This is a genomic window from Variovorax sp. GW821-FHT09B01, assembly GCF_059418345.1.
Genome location: NZ_JBWKPQ010000019.1, coordinates 58800 through 78014 on the forward strand (window position 1 = coordinate 58800; position 19215 = coordinate 78014).

Genomic DNA, 19215 nt, shown 5'->3' on the forward strand with positions numbered 1-19215 from the left:
TCGCTCGCGGGACGCCGTGCTCACGAGAGCGGCGCGGCGGATCGCTCGCCGGCATCGGCCGCGGGCGGCGCGGCCGACTCTGGCACGGCGGGCATCGCCGGCAGGCTGCGCGGCGAATCCGAGGGCATGTTGCCGCGGCCGATTGCGCCGCCGGCGGGCACCGTCATCTCCATGCGGATGCGCCCCGGCGTCTTGCCGCCGCGCAGGCTGCCGCCCCGGGCCACCGAGGGCTTGAGGTAGGCATAGAGCTGCAGCACCGTCTGCACGTAGTTCTGCGTTTCCTTGTAGTTCGGGATCTTGTTGCCCGCGCGCTGCACCGCGCCCTCGCCCGCGTTGTAGGCCGCCAGCGCCAGCTCGATCTGGCCCGGGAACATCGCGATCAGGTCGCGCAGGTAGTGCGAGCCGGCGGCGATGTTGATGCGCGGGTCGAACAGCTTCTTCTCGAGGCTCGCGCGCTGGTCGCCCGCCACGCCGTAGCGCTGCGCGGTGCCGGGCATCAGCTGCATCAGCCCGCGCGCGCCCTTGGGCGAGACGGCCTGCGCGTCGAAGCCCGACTCGGTGGCGATCAGCGCCTGCAGCAGCTCGTAGTCGATCGCATGCTTGTTCGAGGCATCGCGCAGCGCGCTCTTGGCGATCTTGTAGCTCGGCGAGGCCTCGAACATGGCCAGCAGCGTCTGCGAGGCCGGCGACACCTTGCCATCGAACTTGCCGTCGAGCTTGCGGTCGCCGCGGCCCAGACGGCCGAGCGGCGAGATGCCCTGCGTGGTGTCGAAGCTCTGGCCGTCGCGGAAGAACACCTGGTAGCGCTCGTCGATCTTCTCGGCCGCGAAGTGCGCCACGCCGTTGGCGTCGATGTAGCCGTAGACGTCAGCGGCGCGCGCCGGCCCCTGCAGCGCGAGCAGCAGAAAGGCCAGGAGCAACGAAGGCTTGAGGAGAGACATGCGGGGTGGAATCAAACATCGATGTCGACGTCGTCGGCGCGCAGTTCCATCAGTTCGCGCCGCGCCGCCGCTTCGCCCTTGCCCATGAGCTTGGTGATCTCGCCCTGGGTGGCGCTGAAGTCGAAACGGCCCAATTGGACCTGCATCAGGCGCCGGGTGTCCGGATTGAGCGTGGTTTCCCACAATTGTTCCGCGCTCATTTCGCCCAGGCCCTTGAAGCGGCTGATGCTCCAGGCGCCTTCGCGCACGCCGTCCTTGCGCAGCTTGTCGAGCGTGGCGGTCAGTTCGCCCTCGTCGAGCGCATAGACCTTGGAGGCCGGCTTCTTGCCGCGCGCGGGCGCGTCGACCCGGAACAATGGCGGCTTCGCGACATACACGTGGCCGGTTTCGATCAGCTTCGGGAAGTGGCGGAAGAACAGCGTGAGCAGCAGCACCTGGATGTGCGAGCCGTCCACATCGGCATCGGAAAGGATGCAGATCTTGCCGTAGCGCAGGCCGCTGAGGTCGGGCGTGTCGTCGGGGCCGTGCGGATCGACGCCCACGGCCACCGAGATGTCGTGGATTTCGGTGTTGGCGAACAGCCGGTCGCGCTCGACCTCCCAGGTGTTGAGCACCTTGCCGCGCAGCGGCAGGATGGCCTGGCTTTCCTTGTCGCGGCCCATCTTGGCGCTGCCGCCGGCCGAGTCGCCCTCGACCAGAAAGACCTCGTTGTGGCTGATGTCCTTGCTCTCGCAGTCGGTCAGCTTGCCGGGCAGCACGGCCACGCCCGAGCCCTTGCGCTTCTCGACCTTCTGGCCCGCGCGCTGGCGCGTCTGGGCGGCCTTGATCGCCAGTTCGGCGAGCTTGCGGCCGTAGTCGACGTGCTGGTTGAGCCACAGCTCGAGCGCCGGGCGCACGAAGCTCGACACCAGCCGCACCGCGTCGCGCGAGTTCAGCCGCTCCTTGATCTGGCCCTGGAACTGCGGATCGAGCACCTTGGCGCTCAGCACATAGGAAGCGCGCGCGAACACGTCCTCGGGCAGCAGCTTCACGCCCTTGGGCAGCAGCGAGTGCAGCTCGATGAAGCCTTTGACCGCCGTGAACAGGCCGTCGCGCAGGCCGCTCTCGTGCGTGCCGCCGGCGCTGGTGGGAATCAGGTTGACGTAGCTCTCGCGCACCGGCTGGCCGTCTTCGGTGAAGGCCACGCACCAGTCGGCGCCCTCGCCCTCGGCGAAGTTGTCGGCGTTCTTGTCGGCATGGCCGCTGCCTTCGAACAGCGGGATCACCGGATCGCCGTTGAGCGTCTGCATCAGGTAGTCGCTGAGGCCGCCCTTGTAGAGCCACTGCTGCGTTTCCTTGGTCTTCTCGTTGACCAGCGTGACGCTCACGCCGGGCATCAGCACCGCCTTGCTGCGCAGCAGGTGGGTGATCTCGCCCATCGGCAGCGCGACGGTCTCGAAGTACTTGGCGTCGGGCCAGGCGCGCACCGTGGTGCCCTGCTTGCGCTCGCCGGCCTCGAGCTTGCGGACCTCGAGCGCCTCGATCACGTCGCCGCCGCTGAAGGCCAGCCTGGCCACCGAGCCCTCGCGGTGCGTCGCCACCTCGAGCCGCTTCGACAGCGCATTGGTCACCGACACGCCCACGCCGTGCAGGCCGCCCGAGAAGCTGTAGGCGCCGCCCGAGCCCTTGTCGAACTTGCCGCCCGCGTGCAGCCGGGTGTAGACCAGCTCGATCACGGGCGCCTTCTCTTCGGGATGCAGGCCGAACGGGATGCCGCGGCCGTCGTCCTCGATGCTGACCGAGCCGTCGGCGTGCAGCGTGACCTTGATCTTCTTGCCGTGGCCCGCGAGCGCTTCATCGGCCGCGTTGTCGAGCACTTCCTGGATGATGTGCAGCGGGTTGTCCGTGCGGGTGTACATGCCCGGGCGCTGCTTGACGGGCTCGAGGCCCTTGAGCACGCGGATCGAGCCTTCGGAGTAGCCGGAGGCGTCGGAGGAACTGGTTGGAGTCTTGGGGGGAGTCGCCATGGGGGCGGATTGTAGTCAGTCGCCGCCAAACAACTGGATGCCCGTACAGGAAGCCGGCGGCGGCGTGAACAGGTGGGCACTCAGGTGGTCGATGAAGGCCCGCAGCTTGGGCGCGGGATGGCGCCCCGACGGCCACAGCACGCCCAGGCCGATGGTGTGGGGCCGCACGGCTTCGGGCAGCACGCTGCGCAGCCGCCCGGCGGCCAGGGCCTCGCGCACGCTGAAGTCGGGCAGGCAGGCGATGCCGCGGCCGCGCTCGGCGAAGCACAGGCGGGCCTCCATGGTGTTGCAGATCATGGCGACCGGCGGCTTGAACTCGCTGCCGTCGGGCAGCGGCACGAGCGGCCAGACCTCCACCTTGCCCGTGGCGGGAAAGCGGTAGTGCAGGCAGGCGTGCGCGGCGAGTTCGGCGATCGAGGCCGGCGTGCCGTGGCGCTCGAGGTAGTCGGGCGAGGCCACGAGCAGTTGCGAGAACGCGCCCAGCCGGCGCACCGAGAGCCGCGAATCGGCCAGCTCGCCGGTGCGCACCACGGCGTCGAAGCCCTCCTCGACCACGTCGACCAGCCGGTCGCTGAAATCCAGGTCGAGCTCGATGGCCGGATGCTCGCGCATGAAGCCGGCCAGCACCGGCAGCACCAGCGAGCTGATCAACGGCAGGCTGACGCGCAGCTTGCCGCGCGGCGCGAGCGCCGAGTGGGAGAGCTCCTGCTCCGCGGCCTCGATCTCGGCCAGCACGCGCCGGCTGCGCGCGAGGAACAGCGTGCCCTCGGCCGTGAGCGTGATGCTGCGCGTGCTGCGGTGGAACAGCTGCACGCCCAGGCGCTCCTCCAGCCGCGCCACGCGCTTGCCCACGGCCGAGGCGGACACGCCGAGGGCACGCCCGGCGGCGACGAAGCTGCGGGTTTCGGCGACCTGGACGAAAACGGAAAAGCCGCTGAGGCTGTCCATGAGAGGCTCCATTACGGACACCGACGTCCTCACTGAGCGGAACTCTATCCCCCTTTTTCCGCAGTCGGCTTGTTCCTATCGTTGGCGCCATGTCATTCGCCCACGAAAAACCTTCCTCTTCCGCCGCCAACTGGCGCGGCCCCGACCCGGCGCGCATCGACGCGGCCATCGATCGCGCATTGGCCGAGCAGCGGCTGGTCGGCGCGGTGGTGCTGGTGGCCCACGACGGGCGCCTCGTGCACCGCCGCGCAGCCGGCCTGGCGGACCGCGAGGCCGGCCGCCCGATGCGCGAGGACGCGCTGTTTCGGCTGGCCTCGGTGTCGAAGCCCATCGTCTCGACGGCCGCGATGGTGCTCGCGGCGCAGGGCCGGCTCGCGCTCGACGACGCGGTCACGCGCTGGCTGCCGGACTTCCGCCCGCGCCTGCCCGACGGCAGCGAGCCGGTCATCGCGCTGCGCCAGCTGCTCACCCACACCGCCGGGCTCGGCTACCGCTTCTTCGAGGCCAGCGACGACGGTCCCTACGCGCAGGCCGGCGTGTCCGACGGCATGGACCGCAGCGGCATCGACCTGGCCGAGAACCTGCGGCGCATTGCACGGGTGCCGCTGCTCCATGCGCCGGGCACGGGCTGGTTCTATTCGCTGGCGATCGACGTGCTCGGCGGCGTGATCGAGGCCGCGAGCGGCCAGCCGCTGGCCGACGCGGTGCGCCGGCTCGTGACCGCTCCGCTGGCCCTGCGCGACACCGGCTTCGGCGTCGCGCCGGACGAAGCCCGGCTCGCCGTGCCCTACGTCAACGTTCCCGGCGCGGCACCGCGGCGCATGGACGGCCCGATCGTCGCGACGCCGTTCGACGGCGCCATCGGCATCCGCTTCGATCCCGCGCGCGCCTTCGACCCCGATGCCTTCCCCTCGGGCGGCGCGGGCATGGTCGGCAGCGCGCACGACTTCCTGCGGCTGCTCGAGACCCTGCGCGAGGGCGGCGCGCCGCTGCTGCCGCGCGCCTCGGTCGACGAGATGGGCCGCAACCACACCGGCGCCTGGGGCCCGGCCGACGCGCCGGGCTACGGCTTCGGGCTCGGCTTCTCGGTGCTGCACGATCCGGTGGCGGCGGCCTCGCCCGAATCCGTCGGCACCTGGCGCTGGGGCGGCGCCTACGGGCACTCGTGGTTCGTGGACCGCGCCCGCGGCCTCAGCGTGGTGGCCTTCACGAACACGCTCTACGAAGGCATGTCGGGCGGCTTCGTGAACGACCTGCGGGACGCCATCCATGGCTGAGCGCACCACCCCTTCGCCCGAGGACCGGCTGCCCCTGTCCGGCCTGCTGGCGCTGGCCGCCGCCGGCTTCGTCACGATACTGACCGAGGCCATGCCGGCCGGCCTGCTGCCGCAGATCGGCGCCAGCCTGGACATCGCGCCCGCGCTGGTCGGCCAGTGGGTCACGGTCTATGCGATCGGCTCGCTGGTGGCGGCGATCCCGCTGGTCGCCCTGACCCAGGGCTGGCGGCGGCGGCCGCTGCTGATGCTGGCCATCGGCGGCTTCGCGATCGTCAACACGGTGACCGCGCTGTCGCACGATTACGCGCTGACGCTGGTCGCGCGCTTCTTCGCCGGCGTGTTCGCGGGCCTGCTGTGGGCGCTGGTCGCCGGCCATGCGGGCCGCATGGTGGCGCCCGCGCTGCGCGGCCGCGCGACCGCGGTGGCGATGCTCGGCGCGCCGCTGGCGCTGTCGCTGGGCATTCCGGCCGGCACGCTGCTGGGCCACAGCGTGGGCTGGCGCGCGGCCTTCCTGTGCATGTCGCTGCTGTCCGTGCTGCTGCTGGCCTGGGTGCGCTGGCGCGTGCCCGACTTCCCCGGCCAGGCGGCCGGCCGCCGGCAGCGCGTGCGGCAGGTGTTCGTGCTGCCGGGCGTGCGCCCCGTGCTCGCGGTGATGCTGGCCTTCGTGCTGGCGCACAACATCCTCTACACCTACATCGCGCCCTTTCTCGCCTATGCGGGGCTCGGCGAACGGGTCGACCTGGTGCTGCTGACCTTCGGCGCCGCCTCGCTGGCGGGCATCTGGCTCACCGGCGTGCTGATCGACCGCTGGCTGCGCGAGCTGGTGCTGGCGAGCACCGCGGCCTTCGGCGGGGCGGCGCTGCTGCTGGGCGTGGCCACGGACTCCGCGCCGGCGGTGTTCCTCGCCGTCGCCGTCTGGGGCCTGAGCTTCGGGGGCGCCGCGACCCTGTTCCAGACCGCTTCGGCGCAGGCGGCCGGCGAGGCCGCCGACGTGGCGCAGTCGATGGTGGTCACGGCCTGGAACAGCGCCATCGCGGGCGGTGGGCTGATCGGCGGCCTGCTGCTGCAGGGCCGCGGCGCCGGCGCGCTGCCGTGGTCGCTGCTCGTGCTGCTGGTGCCGGCGCTGTGGCTGGCCTGGCGCGCCTGCGCCCATGGCTTTCCAGGAGCGCGGGCCATCGCACCGGCTGGCTTTGATGCCTGAAACGCATTGAAACGCCGCCGATAAATCATCAATGGCTGTCGCCGGCGGCGCGCATGGCAAAGCCGGCTCTTGGCTACAGTCGCCGCATGCAATCGCCTTCCACTCCCACCCTCTCGATCAGGCAGGTGCTGTTCTGCGGCGCCATGATCGTCACGCTCTCGATGGGCATCCGCCATGGCTTCGGGCTCTGGCTGCAGCCGATCACGCAGGCGCAGGACTGGAGCCGGCAGACCTTCTCATTCGCGCTGGCGATACAGAACCTCTCGTGGGGCATCTTCGGGGTGTTCGCGGGCATGCTGGCCGACCGCTTCGGCGCGTTCCGGGTGCTGATCGGCGGCGCGGTGTTCTATGCGCTGGGCCTGCTGGGCATGGCGCATTCGCCGACGCCGCTGCTGTTCACCTTGAGCGCGGGCCTGCTGATCGGCGCGGCCCAGGCCGGTACCACCTACGCGGTGATCTACGGCGTGATCGGGCGGCAGATTCCGGCCGAGCGGCGCTCGTGGGCGATGGGCGTGGCGGCCGCGGCCGGCTCCTTCGGCCAGTTCCTGATGGCGCCGGTCGAGGGCCGGCTGATCGGCCAGTTCGGCTGGCAGACCGCGCTGGCGGTGGTCGCCGTGCTGGTGCTGGTGATCGTGCCGCTGGCCTTCGGCCTGCGCGAGCCGCGGCGCGAAGCGGCGGCCGCGCAGCGCGAGCAGTCGGTGCTGCAGGCCGTGGGCGAGGCCTTCCGCTATCCGAGCTTCGGCCTGCTGATGGCCGGCTATTTCGTCTGCGGCTTCCAGCTCGCGTTCATCGGCATCCACATGCCGACCTACCTGCGCGACAAGAGCCTGCCGGCCGACGTGGCCGGCTATGCGCTGGCGCTGATCGGCCTGTTCAACGTGTTCGGCACCTACACGGTGGGGCTGCTGGGCCAGAAGCTCGCCAAGCGCAAGATCCTGGCCGCGATCTACTTCGCGCGGGCGGTGTCCATCGCGCTGTTCCTCGTGGTGCCGACCTCGCCGCTGAGCGTCTACCTGTTCTCGGCCGCGATGGGCTTCCTCTGGCTCTCGACCGTGCCGGCCACCAACGCGATCGTGGCGGGCATCTTCGGCGTGGCCCACCTCTCGATGCTCAGCGGCTTCGTGTTCCTGAGCCACCAGGTCGGCTCCTTCCTCGGCGTCTGGCTCGGCGGCTACCTCTACGACACCACGGGCAGCTACGACGTGGTCTGGTATCTCGCGATCGCGCTCGGCGTGTTCGCGGCGCTGGTCAACCTGCCGGTGCGCGAGAGCGCGATCGCGCGCCCGGTGGGCCGGCCCGCCGCGCACGCGGGCTGATACGCGGGCTGAGCCGGGATCACAATGGCGGCCATGACACCCCTCTCGCGCCAACGGCTCGCACGCACCGGCTGGTTCGCCGCCGCGGCGCTGGCGCTGGCGGGCGTGTTCAGCCTCTACACCCACCCCGAATTCGCGGTGATGCTGGTCGACCAGATCTGGTCGTGCTTCTGACCGATCGCGCGCCCGGCGGGCGCAAGGCGCCATGAAAGATGTAACCAATCCCCCTTCCCCGGTCCACGGCCTGTCTGCGCCCTCGGAATGGATCGTGCGCTGGAGCCACCTGCTCGCGCCGGGCGCCACCGTGCTCGACGTGGCCTGCGGCGCCGGGCGCCACATGCACTGGTTCGCGCAGCGCGGGCACCCGGCCACGGGCGTCGACCGCTCGCCCGAGGCCACCGCCGCGGCAGCCGCCTTCGGCACGGTCGTCACCGCCGACATCGAGGACGGCCCCTGGCCCTTCGCCGGCCAGGGCTTCGGCGCGGTGGTCGTCACCAACTACCTGTGGCGGGCGCGGCTGCCCGACATCGTCGCGGCCGTGGCGCCCGGCGGCGTGCTGCTCTACGAGACCTTCGCGGCGGGCAACGAGAGCGTGGGCAAGCCCTCGCGGCCCGACTTCCTGCTGCGCCCGGGCGAGCTGCTGGCCGCCTGCGACGGGCTGCGCGTGGTGGCCTACGAGGACGGTTTCCTGAGCGAGCCGGCGCGCTTCGTGCAGCGCATCGCCGCGGTCCGGGCGCCCGCCGCCGCGGCGGACCTGCCGGCGCGCCATCCGCTGAAGGCCGCCTGACCACCCCCTCGGGACCCGGGGCCGCCCGGGTGGCGGGCAGGGGGTGCGCTATTAGAATGCGTGCTTTCGTCCACGACAAAGAGATTCCCCCTTGGAGCAACTCACAGGCAGCATCGTCGCGCTGGCCACGCCGATGCACGACGACGGCAGCGTTGACTATCCCGCGCTGCGCCGGCTGATCGACTGGCATATCGACGAAGGCACCGACTGCCTCGGCGTCGTCGGCACCACCGGCGAATCGCCCACGGTCGACGTGGAAGAGCACTGCGAAATCATCCGCGTGTCGGTCGAACAGGCCCGGGGCCGCGTTCCCGTCATGGCCGGCTGCGGCGCCAACTCGACCAAGGAAGCGATCGAGCTCGCCAAGTTCGCCAAGGGCGTGGGCGCCAATTCCCAGCTCCAGGTCGTCCCCTACTACAACAAGCCCACGCAAGAGGGCCAGTACCAGCATTTCAAGGCCATCGCCGAAGCCGTGGGCGACCTGCCCACCGTGCTGTACAACGTGCCCGGCCGCACCGTCGCCGATATGGCGCACGACACCGTGCTGCGCCTGGCCCAGGTGCCCGGCATCATCGGCATCAAGGAAGCCACCGGCAACATCGAACGCGCCCAGTGGCTGATCCGCGACCTGCCCGAGCGCTTCGCCGTCTACTCGGGCGACGACCCGACCGCCGTGGCGCTCATGCTGTGCGGCGGCAAGGGCAACATCAGCGTCACGGCCAACGTGGCGCCGCGCAAGATGCACGAGCTCTGCGTGGCCGCGCTCGCGGGCGACGTGAAGCGCGCGATGCAGATCCAGTTCGAACTGATGCCGCTGCACCGCAACCTGTTCGTCGAACCCAATCCGATTCCGCTCAAGTGGGCCATGTCCCGCCTCGGCCTCTGCGGCGGTGCGCTGCGGCTGCCGCTGACCGAGCTCTCCGAGGCCAGCCGTCCGGCGGTCGAGGCCGCGCTGCGCGCGACCGGGCTGCTCAAGGACTGATGCGCGCCACCGCGCCCTCGCCACCTCCACATTCCCTCCACGATCTTCTTTTACCCTGCCGCGTCCGAGGTTAAGCAACCTTTTGCCTGAACCGAGCTCAGAACGGGCGGGCACAGCGGCCCATCGATTGACCGAACCATTCCAACAAGGAAGACGACGTTGAAGTACCTCTCGCGATTCGCACTCCTGGCCCTCGTCGCCAGCCTCGCCGCCTGCTCCGTTCTCGAGAGCGACAAGATCGACTACAAGAGCGCCGGCAAGGCCCCGACGCTCGAAGTGCCGCCCGACCTGTCGCAGCTCTCGCGTGACAACCGCTACAACATTCCCGGCGGTGCCGTGACCGCCAATGCCTACCAGACCGGCGTCGCCAACGCACCGGGCGTGCCCACCGCCGTCTCGAACCTCGGCGACGTGCGCCTGGAACGCACCGGCACGCAGCGCTGGCTGGTCGTCAACCGCTCGCCCGACCAGCTCTGGGAGCCGGTCAAGGACTTCTGGCAGGAAAGCGGCTTCCTGCTGACCACCGAGCAGCGCAACCTCGGCATCATGGAAACCGACTGGGCCGAGAACCGCGCCAAGCTGCCGCAGGACATCATCCGCGGCACGCTGGGCAAGCTGGTCGACTCGATCTACTCCACCGGCGAACTCGACCGCTTCCGCACCCGCATGGAGCGCACGGCGAACGGCACCGAGATCTACATCAGCCACCGCGGCATGCAGGAGGTCTACACCAACACGCGCCAGGACCAGACCGTCTGGCAGCCGCGTCCGTCCGACCCCGAGCTCGAAGCCGAATTCCTGCGCCGCCTGATGGTCAAGCTCGGCGTCTCGCAGGAGCAGGCCAAGCAGGTCGCGGCCACCGCCGCCGCGGCACCGGTGCAGACCGCCCGCGTGGCCAATGTCGGCGGCCAGCCGATCGTGCAGCTCAGCGACGGCTTCGACCGCGCATGGCGCCGCGTCGGCCTCGCGCTCGACCGCACCGGCTTCACGGTGGAAGACCGCGACCGCAGCGCCGGCGTCTACTTCGTGCGCTACGTGCCGCCGAACCCCGACAAGAAGGAGCCCGGCTTCTTCGGCAAGCTGTTCAGCTCGAGCAAGACCGAGTCGCCGCTCAAGTTCCGCATCCTGATCAAGAGCCAGGGCGAGAGCAGCACGGTGTCGGTGCAGAACGAAGCCGGCGCGCCTGAGACCTCGGCCAATGCCGAGCGCATCGTCAAGGTCATCGCCGACGACCTGAAGTAAGTCCCATGCTCCGCTTCCGAAGCCTCGGCAGCGGCAGCACGGGCAATGCCGCGCTGGTCGAGGCGACCAGCGGCGGCCGCACCTCCCGGCTCCTGATCGACTGCGGCTTCGGCATCCGCCAGCTCGATCAGCGGCTGGCCCGCGCCGGGCTCGCCGCGAGCGACATCGATGCCATCTTCGTCACGCACGAACACGGCGATCACATCGGCTGCGCCCACACCCTCTCGCGGCGCAACCGCATTCCCGTCTGGATGAGCGAAGGCACCTGGCTGGCCACGGGCGGGCGCGACTTCGAAGGGCAGCTGCACATCGCGCGCGACGACGAGGACTTCGCGGTCGGCGAGCTCTCGGTGCATCCCTTCACCGTGCCGCACGATGCGCGCGAGCCGCTGCAGCTGCGCTGCACCGACGGCAATCGCACGCTCGGCGTGCTGACCGACCTCGGCCATGCCACCGCCCATGTGCTCGCGCGCCTGAGTGGCGCGCATTCGCTGCTGCTGGAGTTCAACCACGACAGCGAGCTGCTGGCCAACTCGGCCTACCCGCCGTTCCTGAAGATGCGCGTGGGCGGCAACTACGGCCACCTCTCGAACCAGGCCGCCGCGGAGATCGCGCGCGCGGTGCTGCACGACGGGCTGCGCCACGTGGTCGCGGCGCACCTGAGCGAGCAGAACAACCGGCCCGAGATCGTGCGCCAGCTGATGGCACAGGCACTCGGCGGCAACGAGGCCGAGATGCTCACCGCAAGCGCGGCCGAAGGCTCGCCCTGGCTCGACGTCTGAGCGCGCGTGCCGCGCGATCGGCAGCCGATTGAAAGGCGATTGAAAGCCCCATGAAGAAAGCCGCCCTGGAGGCGGCTTTGCTTCGTGTGCGGCGACGGCTTACTTGCTCGGCGCTTCGCCCTTCTTCGCGGCTTCGGTCGCGGCATTGGCCGCATCGAGTGCCGACGATGCGGCGGCCGATGGTGCCGAGGCGCCCATCGACGGCGCCGATGCGGCAGGGGCGGGCGCGGGGGCCGGTGCGGGCTCGGTCACGGGCGCGGGCGGCGGCGTGGTCACGGCGGGCGCCGCATCCTCCTTCTTGCCGCAAGCCACCAGGGCGGAAGCGGCGAGCAGCGAGGCGAGCAGGACGGACGTTGTCTTCTTCATGAAAAGGCTCCTTTGGCAATGAAGGTCTTGAGGGACGAAAAAAATTCTAGACCCGCATGCTGTCGCTCTTATGTCTGGCCGCGGGATTCGCGGCATTGGCTTACAAGCCCAGCGTGCTCGCGGGAAAGGCGGGCCGCGCCTGGCGCCAGCATTCCTCGATCGATTCGCGCAGCGCGCTGCGCGTGCGCGCATCGGCACTGGCGAGACTGCGGCTGCGTTCGAGGTCGATGCGATGGAGGAACCACGACGGTGTCCACAGCGCGCTCGGCACGCCGCTGCCGGCCTGTGCCGGCGACACGCGCAACGCGCGGCATTCGACGATGTGGTCCCAGCTGCGGCGCCAGCCGACGAAGCGCGCATGCCGGCGCTCCACGCCATCGAAGCGCTCGGCCAGCAGCACCAGCCTGCGGCCGCTGGCCGACCAGGCCTGCAGCGCCTCGATGCTCGCGCGCTCGCCCAGCGGCCAGTCGGCGAAGTCGGGGTCGCTGAAGATCAGTTCCTTCCAGCCTTGCTGCGCGGCCGACGCGAGCGCGGTGCGCAGCAGCCGGTCGAAGTCCTCGCGGCCGTCGAAGCGGCCCTCGGGCAGCGGCGACGGCAACGCGGTGTCACTCGGCATGCAGCCAGCCCGCCTCGCACCATTCGGCCAGCAGCGACAGCGCATCGTCGCTGGCCTTCGCGAGCTCGCGCGGCCCGAGCGCGCGCCGGTCGGCGAGGCGCCGCATCAGCGTGGCATCGGCCCCGCCTGCGCGGAAGCTCTCGCCGTTGATGTAGAGATGGCGCGCGTCATAGAGCATGCGCGTGCGGCGGTCCAGCCGCACCGCATGCAGCGCGTCGGGCGCCTCGCCGCCTTCGTCGAACCAGGTGCTGGCCTTGGGCTCGGTCAGCGATTCGCCGAGCGCGCGGTCGATCGCGTCGGGGTCGCGCAGCGCCATCTCGACCGCCTTGCGCGCGAAGGCCTGCAGCGCGGCGGGCATGGCGCCGGGCGCCTCGACCGCGGGCTGCGCGGGGTCGCGGTAGCGCACGGCGGCCGACGGGCCCGCATCCTCGAGTTCGTCGGCATGGGCCTGCGCGATGCGCGCCAGCAGGTCGGCACCGAGCTCGCCCGCGGACGGCGAACGCAGCCCGATCGAGAAGGTCATGCAGTCGCCGCCGACCGCCACGCCGTCGTGCGCGTAGCGCGGCGGCAGGTAGAGCATGTCGCCGGGCTCGAGCACGAAGCTCTGCTCGGGCTCGAAGCGCTCGAGAATCTTGAGCGGCACGTCGGGCTGCAGCCGCAGGTCGCCCTGCTTGCCGATGGACCAGCGGCGCCGGCCCTGCGCCTGCAGCAGGAACACGTCGTAGCTGTCGAAATGCGCACCCACGCCGCCGCCGTCGCTCGCGTAGCTGATCATCAGGTCATCGAGCCGCGCGTCGGGCAGGAAGCCGAACTGCCGCAGCAGCGCATGGATGCCCTCGTGGTGCAGGTCCACGCCCTGCACCAGCAGGGTCCAGGCGGCCTGCTTCAGCGAGGGCAGCGAACGGCGCGGCAGCGGGCCGTGCTTCAGGCTCCAGCCGGTCTTGCCATGGCGGATCAGCCGGGACTCGACCTCCTCGCGTTCGGCCAGCGCGAACAGCGCGGAACGGTCGATGGGTGGCACCATGTCGGGTACCGCCTGTCGCACCAGCAGCGGTTTCTTCTGCCAGTGCCGCCGCATGAACTGCGCGGCGCTCAGGCCGCCCAGCAGGGGCAGCGGTGTTGTGATCTCCATGGGAGAATTCTGCAATGGAAATCTCTGAACAATGCGTGGTCGGCCTGACCTGGACCCTGAAAGACACGCTCGGCGATGTGCTGGACGTGCTCGACGAACCGGTCGAATTCCTGATCGGTGGCGACGATCTGTTCGACGTGATCGAGGCAGCCCTGCAGGGCCATGAGCCCGGCGACCGCATCCAGCTGCAGGTCGAGCCCGAACAGGGCTTCGGCGACTTCAACGACCAGCTGCTCTTCCTCGAACCGCGCGCCCTCTTCCCCGAAGGCACCGAGGAAGGCATGACCTTCGAGGGCAGCGCGCTGCCCGCGGGCGTGAGCGAGAACATCCCGAAGGATGCGATGTACACGGTGTCCGAGATCTATCCCGAGCACCTCGTGCTCGACGGCAACCATCCGCTGGCGGGCATCGCGATCCGACTCGACATCCTCGTGCGCTCGGTGCGCGAAGCCACCGAGGAGGAGATCGGCCGCGGCACCGCGGGCACGGCCTTCTTCAAGGTGCAGCCGGTCTCGCCGGGCAACGACACGCTGCACTGAGTCCCTCGGCGCATCAACGACAAAGCCGGGCATTGCCCGGCTTTTTCTTGGCTGGCGCGATGTGACGCCGATGCCGACCTACATGCGCGAGAGCTGGCCGTTGTCGATGCGCACGCGGTCGCCGATGCGCAGGTCGCCCGGGTGCTGCACGTCGAAGGCACGGTAGCCGCCGCGGTCGGTCTGCACCGAGATGCGGTAGCTCTCGTAGGCACGCGGACCGTTCTGCTGCGCCTCGATGGTGTTGCCCAGCAGCGCACCACCGATCACGCCGAGCGCGGTGGCCGCCGCACGGCCGTTGCCGCGGCCGAACTGGTTGCCCACCACGCCGCCGATGACGCCACCGGCCACGGCACCGCCACCGGTGGTGCCGGTGCCGGCGGTCTCGCTGCGCAGCACCTCGATGTTCGCCACGTGGCCGTACTCGACGTAGGCGGCCTCGCGGTAGGGCACGGCCTGCGGCGGCGGCTGGTAGGGATAGCGGGAGGTCTGGTAGACCGGTGCGGGTGCCACGCAGGCGGTGAGCGTGGCCAGGGCCAGCACGGATGCGGTGACGGAAACGAAGCGCATTGAGATCTTCATGTTGAAAGGCTCCTCGGAAAGAACGGTGCGCCATGCGATGGAGCGGCGCACCCGCCTGTGTGTTCAACGCCGCAGTGGCCACGGCGATGACGCAAGGACACAAGCTGAAACCTGTGAGCCCCGCCCCGCTTCCGAGGTTCCTTTCTTTACCGCCGCGATACGCGCCGTTGCGCGCGGTTGCGCGTCGCTGCAGTCAGCTGCCGGTCAGTGCTTGCCGGTGGAACCGTAGCCGCCCTCGCCGCGCTGCGTGGGCGCGAACTCGGTGACGACATGGAACTTCGCCTGCACCACCGGCACGATGACCAGCTGCGCGAGCCGCTCCATCGGCTGCAGCACGAAGGGCGTGTCGCTGCGGTTCCAGGCGCTGATCTTGAGCTCGCCCTGGTAGTCGCTGTCGATCAGCCCGACCAGGTTGCCCAGCACGATGCCGTGCTTGTGGCCCAGGCCCGAGCGCGGCAGGATCATCGCCGCATAGGCCGGGTCGCCGAGATGGATCGCGATGCCGGTGCCCACCAGTTGCCAGGCATTGGGCTCCAGCGTGACGGGCGCATCGATGCAGGCCCTGAGATCGAGCCCCGCGCTGCCGGGTGTGGCGTAGGTGGGCAACTGCTCCACCATGCGGGGATCGAGGATGCGGACGTCGACTTTCACTTGCTTGCTTTTCCTTGTTGAGATTCTGTCTCGCGGCGGTTCGCCTGCTCGAGCACCTGCTGCCACTTGGCCGCGCCCGGGAAGGCCAGCGTCTTGAGCTTGCCGGCGAACCAGAACGCCAGGCCGGCCAGCACCACGAGCACGTAGATCGGCACGCCGACCGACCACAGGATCACGAAGGCCACGCCGGCCGCGCCGAGCAGGGGCTTGGTGAGCGCGCCGAAGGGCCCGCCCTGCGCGGATTCGGACTTGGCGGCATTGGTGGCCGCGGCGCGCGCGCGGGCCTGTGCCGGCGGCACCACCGCGCCCGGTCCCGCGCTCGGCGTCATGCCGACGTCGAGCCCGTGTTCGCCGGTCACGTCCGTCTGGCCGCGCCCGAGGTTCCTCGCGGCCTGGGCCGTCAGCCCCTCGACATAGCGCACGAAGTCGCCATTGGGCGGGGTGTTCCATTCAGCCTTCATCAGACCCTCCAGTCGGGCAGCCGCGCCGCGATCTCCGTCATGAGCTCGCGCGCCAGCGTGAGCTTGGGCGCGCGAGGCAGTTCGCGCACGCCATCGGCGTCCACGAGCAGCAGCGCATTGTCGTCCTGGCCGAAGGTCAGCGGGCCGATATTGCCCACCAGCAAGGGGATGCCCTTGCGCTCGCGCTTGGCCTTGGCATGCGCGACGAGGTTCTCGCTCTCGGCCGCGAAGCCCACGCAGAACAGCTTCTTCGCCTGCGCGCGCTCGCTGCGCGCCACGGTCAGCAGGATGTCGGGGTTCTCGACGAACTCGAGCACCGGCGTCTTGCCGCTGCCGTCCTTCTTGATCTTCTGGTCGCTCTGGGTCGCGGGGCGCCAGTCGGCGACCGCCGCCGTTGCTACGAAAACGCTAGCACGCGAGGATGCACCGACGGTCGCCGCGAGCATCTCCTGCGCCGAGCGCACGTCGATGCGGGTGACGCCGCGCGGCGTCGGCAGGTGCACCGGCCCGGCCACCAGCGTGACCTCGGCGCCGGCTTCGCGCGCGGCGCGGGCGATGGCGAAGCCCATCTTGCCCGACGAGTGGTTGGTGATGCCGCGGATCGGATCGAGCGCCTCGAAGGTCGGTCCGGCCGTCACCAGCAGGTGCTGGCCCGCGAGCAGCTTGGGATGGAAGAAGGCGGTGATGTCCTCGAGCAGCTGGGCCGGCTCGAGCATGCGGCCATCGCCGGTCTCGCCGCAGGCCTGCCAGCCGTTGCCCACGCCGAGCACGGTGGCGCCGTCGGCCGCCACCTGCGCCAGGTTGCGCTGGGTCGCGGGATGCATCCACATCTCGCGGTTCATGGCGGGCGCGAGAAGCAGCGGCACGCGGTCGCGCGGGCGCGCCAGGCACAGCAGGCTCAGCAGCTCGTCGGAGCGGCCCTGCACCAGGCGCGCGATGAAGTCGGCGCTGCAGGGCGCGAGCACGATCGCGTCGGCCTCGCGGCTCAGGTTGATGTGCGGCATGTTGTTGGGCTCGCGCGCGTCCCACTGCGAGGTGTAGACGGGGCGGCCCGACAGCGCCTGCATCGTGACCGGCGTCATGAACTGCTCGGCCGATTCGGTCATGACGACCTGGACCGTGGCCCCCGCCTTCACGAACAGCCGGCACAGCTCGGCCGATTTGTAGCAGGCGATGCCGCCCGTGAGTCCCAGAACGATGTGTTTGCCGGCGAGGTCTTGCATGGTGGGGCGGAGTGTAATGACCCGCGCATCCCCGCCGCGCCCTGGGGCGAACGGTCGTTCGCGGCGGCCCCGATGTCCCGCGCCGGGCGAGGTAACAGTGTCCACCCGCGCCGGGTGTCGCCGGGGGCACACCTATAATCTCAATTTCCCACTGCCCGGTCCTCGCGTCCGGAACTGGCATGACCAAATTTGTCTTCGTCACCGGTGGTGTGGTGTCTTCCCTCGGCAAGGGAATCGCCTCCGCCTCGCTGGCCGCGATCCTCGAATCGCGCGGCCTCAAAGTCACCCTCATCAAGCTCGATCCCTACATCAACGTCGACCCCGGCACGATGTCGCCGTTCCAGCACGGCGAGGTGTTCGTCACCGACGACGGTGCGGAAACCGACCTCGACCTCGGCCACTACGAGCGCTTCATCACGACGCGCATGCGCAAGGCCAACAACTTCACGACCGGCCAGATCTACAAGACCGTGCTCGAGAAGGAACGCCGCGGCGACTACCTCGGCAAGACGGTGCAGGTGATCCCGCACATCACCAACGAGATCCAGGAATACGTCAAGCGCGGCGCCGGCATCGGCACCGCGCACGAGGTCGACGTGGCCATCGTCGAGATCGGCGGCACCGTGGGCGACATCGAGTCGCTGCCCTTCCTCGAGGCCGTGCGCCAGATGAGCCTGCGCATGGGCCCGAACAACTCGGCCTTCGTGCACCTGAGCTACGTGCCCTGGATCGCCGCCGCCGGCGAGCTCAAGACCAAGCCCACGCAGCACACGGCGCAGAAGCTGCGCGAGATCGGCATCCAGGCCGACGCCCTGCTGTGCCGCGCCGACCGCCCGATCCCCGACGACGAGCGTGCCAAGATCTCGCTGTTCTCGAACGTGCCCGAATGGGGCGTGATCTCGATGTGGGACGTGGACACCATCTACAAGGTGCCGCGCATGCTGCACGAGCAGGGCCTCGACGGCCTGATCTGCGACAAGCTGCGCATCAACACGCCGCCGGCCAAGCTCTCGCGCTGGGACGAACTGGTCTACGAGGTCGAGCATCCGCAGCAGGAAGTGGCGATCGCCATGGTCGGCAAGTACGTCGACCTGTCGGACAGCTACAAGTCGCTCAACGAGGCGCTGCGCCACGCCGGCATGAAGAACCATGCGCGCGTGAAGATCGACTACGTCGACTCCGAGACCATCACCGCGCAGGACGTCTCGCGCCTGGCCAAGTACGACGCCATCCTCGTGCCCGGCGGCTTCGGCCAGCGCGGCGTCGAGGGCAAGATCCTCGCGGCCCGCTTCGCGCGCGAAGGCAAGGTGCCCTACCTCGGCATCTGCCTGGGCATGCAGGTCGCCACCATCGAGTACGCGCGCCACGTGGCCGGCCTGCCCGATGCCAACAGCACCGAGTTCGACCCCGAGACCTCCTGCCCCGTGATCGCGCTGATCACCGAGTGGAAGGACGCCGACGGCACGATCAAGGTGCGCAACGAGAAGTCCGACCTCGGCGGCACCATGCGCCTGGGCGCGCAGAGCTCCGACGTGACCGACGGCACGCTGGCCCACAGCATCTACGGCGACGTGGTCACCGAGCGCCATCGCCATCGCTACGAAGCCAACGTCAACTACCTCGACCAGCTGCGCAAGGCCGGCCTCGTGATCTCCGCGCTCACGCAGCGCGAACAGCTCACCGAGATCGTCGAGCTGCCGCAGGACGTGCATCCGTGGTTCATGGGCGTGCAGTTCCACCCCGAGTTCAAGTCCACGCCGTGGAGCGGCCATCCGCTGTTCAACGCCTTCATCAAGGCCGCGCTCGACCACAAGGGCCAGGGCGCCGGCAATGCGGGCAAGACGCTGAAGGCGGTTGCGTGACCAGCGCCTACATCATCGCCAACGTCGAAGTCACGAACCCGACCCAGTACGAGGAGTACAAGAAGTGGTCGACCGCCGCCATGCAGGCGCATGGCGCCGAGGTCTGCGTGCGTGGCGGCAAGGTCGAGGTGCTCGAGGGCGACTGGGCGCCGCAGCGCATCGTGATCCTCAAGTTCCCGAGCGTCGAGGCCGCGAAGCAGTTCAACAGTTCGCCCGAATACGGCAAGGCGCGCGAGTCGCGCCAGGGCGCCGCGATCATGCGCATGGTCGTCGTCGAAGGTCTGTGATCCGTTTTTACTGGAGA

21 protein-coding genes are annotated in these 19215 nt (G+C 69.9%); 11 read left to right on the forward strand and 10 right to left on the reverse strand.

Annotated elements, in window-relative coordinates; all coding sequences use genetic code 11:
* Positions 1-20: 20 nt before the first annotated feature.
* Genes AC07RV_RS34440 through AC07RV_RS34450 form a run of 3 tightly spaced genes read right to left on the reverse strand, consistent with a single transcriptional unit; the run spans position 21 to position 3895 of the window.
* Positions 21-941 (reverse strand): lytic transglycosylase domain-containing protein, encoded by a 921-nt coding sequence (locus AC07RV_RS34440; protein ID WP_296777297.1) that lies wholly within the window; start codon positions 939-941, stop codon positions 21-23.
* Between the two features lie 11 nt (positions 942-952).
* The gene (locus AC07RV_RS34445; protein WP_296777294.1) at positions 953-2947 is read right to left on the reverse strand and encodes a DNA topoisomerase IV subunit B; all 1995 of its coding nucleotides are present in this window, start codon (positions 2945-2947) and stop codon (positions 953-955) included.
* Between the two features lie 15 nt (positions 2948-2962).
* On the reverse strand, positions 2963-3895 hold the full coding sequence (locus AC07RV_RS34450; RefSeq protein ID WP_208513332.1) for a LysR family transcriptional regulator: 933 nt from the start codon (positions 3893-3895) through the stop codon (positions 2963-2965).
* Between the two features lie 89 nt (positions 3896-3984).
* On the opposite strand from AC07RV_RS34450, the gene AC07RV_RS34455 reads away from it, so the two are divergent.
* From AC07RV_RS34455 to AC07RV_RS34490, 8 genes are all read left to right on the forward strand, one after another.
* Positions 3985-5172 (forward strand): serine hydrolase domain-containing protein, encoded by a 1188-nt coding sequence (locus tag AC07RV_RS34455; protein WP_296777291.1) that lies wholly within the window; start codon positions 3985-3987, stop codon positions 5170-5172.
* Positions 5165-6373: an MFS transporter gene (locus tag AC07RV_RS34460; RefSeq protein ID WP_296777290.1), complete on the forward strand. Its 1209-nt coding sequence runs from the start codon at positions 5165-5167 to the stop codon at positions 6371-6373. Before AC07RV_RS34455 ends, AC07RV_RS34460 begins: the two co-directional genes overlap by 8 nt.
* Before the next feature lie 86 nt (positions 6374-6459).
* Positions 6460-7689, forward strand: coding sequence for an MFS transporter (locus AC07RV_RS34465; RefSeq protein ID WP_296777288.1), 1230 nt, complete (start codon positions 6460-6462; stop codon positions 7687-7689).
* A 33-nt stretch (positions 7690-7722) separates the two neighbouring features.
* On the forward strand, positions 7723-7863 hold the full coding sequence (locus tag AC07RV_RS34470) for a hypothetical protein (protein ID WP_172705632.1): 141 nt from the start codon (positions 7723-7725) through the stop codon (positions 7861-7863).
* Between the two features lie 31 nt (positions 7864-7894).
* Positions 7895-8476, forward strand: coding sequence for a class I SAM-dependent methyltransferase (locus AC07RV_RS34475; RefSeq protein WP_296777286.1), 582 nt, complete (start codon positions 7895-7897; stop codon positions 8474-8476).
* A 91-nt stretch (positions 8477-8567) separates the two neighbouring features.
* Entirely contained in the window at positions 8568-9458 is an 891-nt protein-coding gene (gene dapA, locus AC07RV_RS34480; protein WP_082322177.1) for a 4-hydroxy-tetrahydrodipicolinate synthase, read from the forward strand.
* A gap of 159 nt (positions 9459-9617) precedes the next feature.
* Positions 9618-10700 carry an NlpB/DapX family lipoprotein gene (bamC, locus tag AC07RV_RS34485; RefSeq protein WP_093354660.1) on the forward strand — a complete coding sequence of 361 codons (1083 nt, stop codon included), beginning with the start codon at positions 9618-9620 and terminating at the stop codon, positions 10698-10700.
* 5 nt (positions 10701-10705) lie between these two features.
* The gene (locus AC07RV_RS34490; protein ID WP_093354658.1) at positions 10706-11482 is read left to right on the forward strand and encodes an MBL fold metallo-hydrolase; all 777 of its coding nucleotides are present in this window, start codon (positions 10706-10708) and stop codon (positions 11480-11482) included.
* Positions 11483-11581: 99 nt separating this feature from the next.
* Here the strand turns inward: AC07RV_RS34490 and AC07RV_RS34495 are convergent, their stop codons facing one another.
* From AC07RV_RS34495 to AC07RV_RS34505, 3 genes are all read right to left on the reverse strand, one after another.
* Positions 11582-11848 (reverse strand): hypothetical protein, encoded by a 267-nt coding sequence (locus AC07RV_RS34495; protein WP_093354655.1) that lies wholly within the window; start codon positions 11846-11848, stop codon positions 11582-11584.
* Between the two features lie 100 nt (positions 11849-11948).
* On the reverse strand, positions 11949-12464 hold the full coding sequence (locus AC07RV_RS34500; RefSeq protein ID WP_296777282.1) for a hypothetical protein: 516 nt from the start codon (positions 12462-12464) through the stop codon (positions 11949-11951).
* Positions 12454-13596, reverse strand: coding sequence for a cupin domain-containing protein (locus tag AC07RV_RS34505; RefSeq protein WP_296777280.1), 1143 nt, complete (start codon positions 13594-13596; stop codon positions 12454-12456). The genes AC07RV_RS34500 and AC07RV_RS34505 overlap by 11 nt, the downstream gene beginning before the upstream one ends.
* A 14-nt stretch (positions 13597-13610) precedes the next feature.
* Here AC07RV_RS34505 and AC07RV_RS34510 point away from each other — a divergent pair, with 14 nt between their 5' ends.
* Entirely contained in the window at positions 13611-14135 is a 525-nt protein-coding gene (locus tag AC07RV_RS34510; protein WP_208513327.1) for an FKBP-type peptidyl-prolyl cis-trans isomerase, read from the forward strand.
* Positions 14136-14213: 78 nt separating this feature from the next.
* On the opposite strand, the gene AC07RV_RS34515 is transcribed toward AC07RV_RS34510, so the two are convergent.
* From AC07RV_RS34515 to coaBC, 4 genes are all read right to left on the reverse strand, one after another.
* On the reverse strand, positions 14214-14714 hold the full coding sequence (locus AC07RV_RS34515; RefSeq protein ID WP_057595940.1) for an outer membrane lipoprotein: 501 nt from the start codon (positions 14712-14714) through the stop codon (positions 14214-14216).
* Positions 14715-14918: 204 nt separating this feature from the next.
* A complete protein-coding gene (dut, locus tag AC07RV_RS34520) occupies positions 14919-15365 on the reverse strand; it encodes a dUTP diphosphatase (RefSeq protein ID WP_057595939.1) in 447 nt (148 codons plus the stop codon).
* Positions 15362-15826 (reverse strand): hypothetical protein, encoded by a 465-nt coding sequence (locus AC07RV_RS34525; RefSeq protein ID WP_208513326.1) that lies wholly within the window; start codon positions 15824-15826, stop codon positions 15362-15364. Before AC07RV_RS34525 ends, dut begins: the two co-directional genes overlap by 4 nt.
* The gene (gene coaBC / locus AC07RV_RS34530) at positions 15826-17049 is read right to left on the reverse strand and encodes a bifunctional phosphopantothenoylcysteine decarboxylase/phosphopantothenate--cysteine ligase CoaBC (RefSeq protein ID WP_057595937.1); all 1224 of its coding nucleotides are present in this window, start codon (positions 17047-17049) and stop codon (positions 15826-15828) included. The genes AC07RV_RS34525 and coaBC overlap by 1 nt, the downstream gene beginning before the upstream one ends.
* Before the next feature lie 179 nt (positions 17050-17228).
* On the opposite strand from coaBC, the gene pyrG reads away from it, so the two are divergent.
* Both pyrG and AC07RV_RS34540 read left to right on the forward strand, forming a co-directional pair.
* Positions 17229-18911 carry a CTP synthase gene (pyrG, locus tag AC07RV_RS34535; RefSeq protein ID WP_208513325.1) on the forward strand — a complete coding sequence of 561 codons (1683 nt, stop codon included), beginning with the start codon at positions 17229-17231 and terminating at the stop codon, positions 18909-18911.
* A complete protein-coding gene (locus AC07RV_RS34540) occupies positions 18908-19198 on the forward strand; it encodes a DUF1330 domain-containing protein (protein WP_296777275.1) in 291 nt (96 codons plus the stop codon). The genes pyrG and AC07RV_RS34540 overlap by 4 nt, the downstream gene beginning before the upstream one ends.
* The last annotated feature ends 17 nt before the right edge of the window (positions 19199-19215 follow it).

Bases quoted from the DNA above. Each gene is read 5' to 3' on its own strand.
- AC07RV_RS34515 (WP_057595940.1), bottom strand. From the start codon at position 14,714: ATGAAGATCTCAATGCGCTTCGTTTCCGTCACCGCATCCGTGCTGGCC.
- AC07RV_RS34455 (WP_296777291.1), top strand. From the start codon at position 3,985: ATGTCATTCGCCCACGAAAAACCTTCCTCTTCCGCCGCCAACTGGCGC.
- coaBC (WP_057595937.1), bottom strand. From the start codon at position 17,049: ATGCAAGACCTCGCCGGCAAACACATCGTTCTGGGACTCACGGGCGGC.
- AC07RV_RS34505 (WP_296777280.1), bottom strand. From the start codon at position 13,596: ATGGAGATCACAACACCGCTGCCCCTGCTGGGCGGCCTGAGCGCCGCG.
- AC07RV_RS34460 (WP_296777290.1), top strand. From the start codon at position 5,165: ATGGCTGAGCGCACCACCCCTTCGCCCGAGGACCGGCTGCCCCTGTCC.
- AC07RV_RS34470 (WP_172705632.1), top strand. From the start codon at position 7,723: ATGACACCCCTCTCGCGCCAACGGCTCGCACGCACCGGCTGGTTCGCC.
- AC07RV_RS34500 (WP_296777282.1), bottom strand. From the start codon at position 12,464: ATGCCGAGTGACACCGCGTTGCCGTCGCCGCTGCCCGAGGGCCGCTTC.
- AC07RV_RS34440 (WP_296777297.1), bottom strand. From the start codon at position 941: ATGTCTCTCCTCAAGCCTTCGTTGCTCCTGGCCTTTCTGCTGCTCGCG.
- pyrG (WP_208513325.1), top strand. From the start codon at position 17,229: ATGACCAAATTTGTCTTCGTCACCGGTGGTGTGGTGTCTTCCCTCGGC.
- AC07RV_RS34510 (WP_208513327.1), top strand. From the start codon at position 13,611: ATGGAAATCTCTGAACAATGCGTGGTCGGCCTGACCTGGACCCTGAAA.
- AC07RV_RS34450 (WP_208513332.1), bottom strand. From the start codon at position 3,895: ATGGACAGCCTCAGCGGCTTTTCCGTTTTCGTCCAGGTCGCCGAAACC.
- AC07RV_RS34465 (WP_296777288.1), top strand. From the start codon at position 6,460: ATGCAATCGCCTTCCACTCCCACCCTCTCGATCAGGCAGGTGCTGTTC.
- AC07RV_RS34525 (WP_208513326.1), bottom strand. From the start codon at position 15,826: ATGAAGGCTGAATGGAACACCCCGCCCAATGGCGACTTCGTGCGCTAT.
- AC07RV_RS34495 (WP_093354655.1), bottom strand. From the start codon at position 11,848: ATGAAGAAGACAACGTCCGTCCTGCTCGCCTCGCTGCTCGCCGCTTCC.
- AC07RV_RS34475 (WP_296777286.1), top strand. From the start codon at position 7,895: ATGAAAGATGTAACCAATCCCCCTTCCCCGGTCCACGGCCTGTCTGCG.
- AC07RV_RS34490 (WP_093354658.1), top strand. From the start codon at position 10,706: ATGCTCCGCTTCCGAAGCCTCGGCAGCGGCAGCACGGGCAATGCCGCG.
- AC07RV_RS34445 (WP_296777294.1), bottom strand. From the start codon at position 2,947: ATGGCGACTCCCCCCAAGACTCCAACCAGTTCCTCCGACGCCTCCGGC.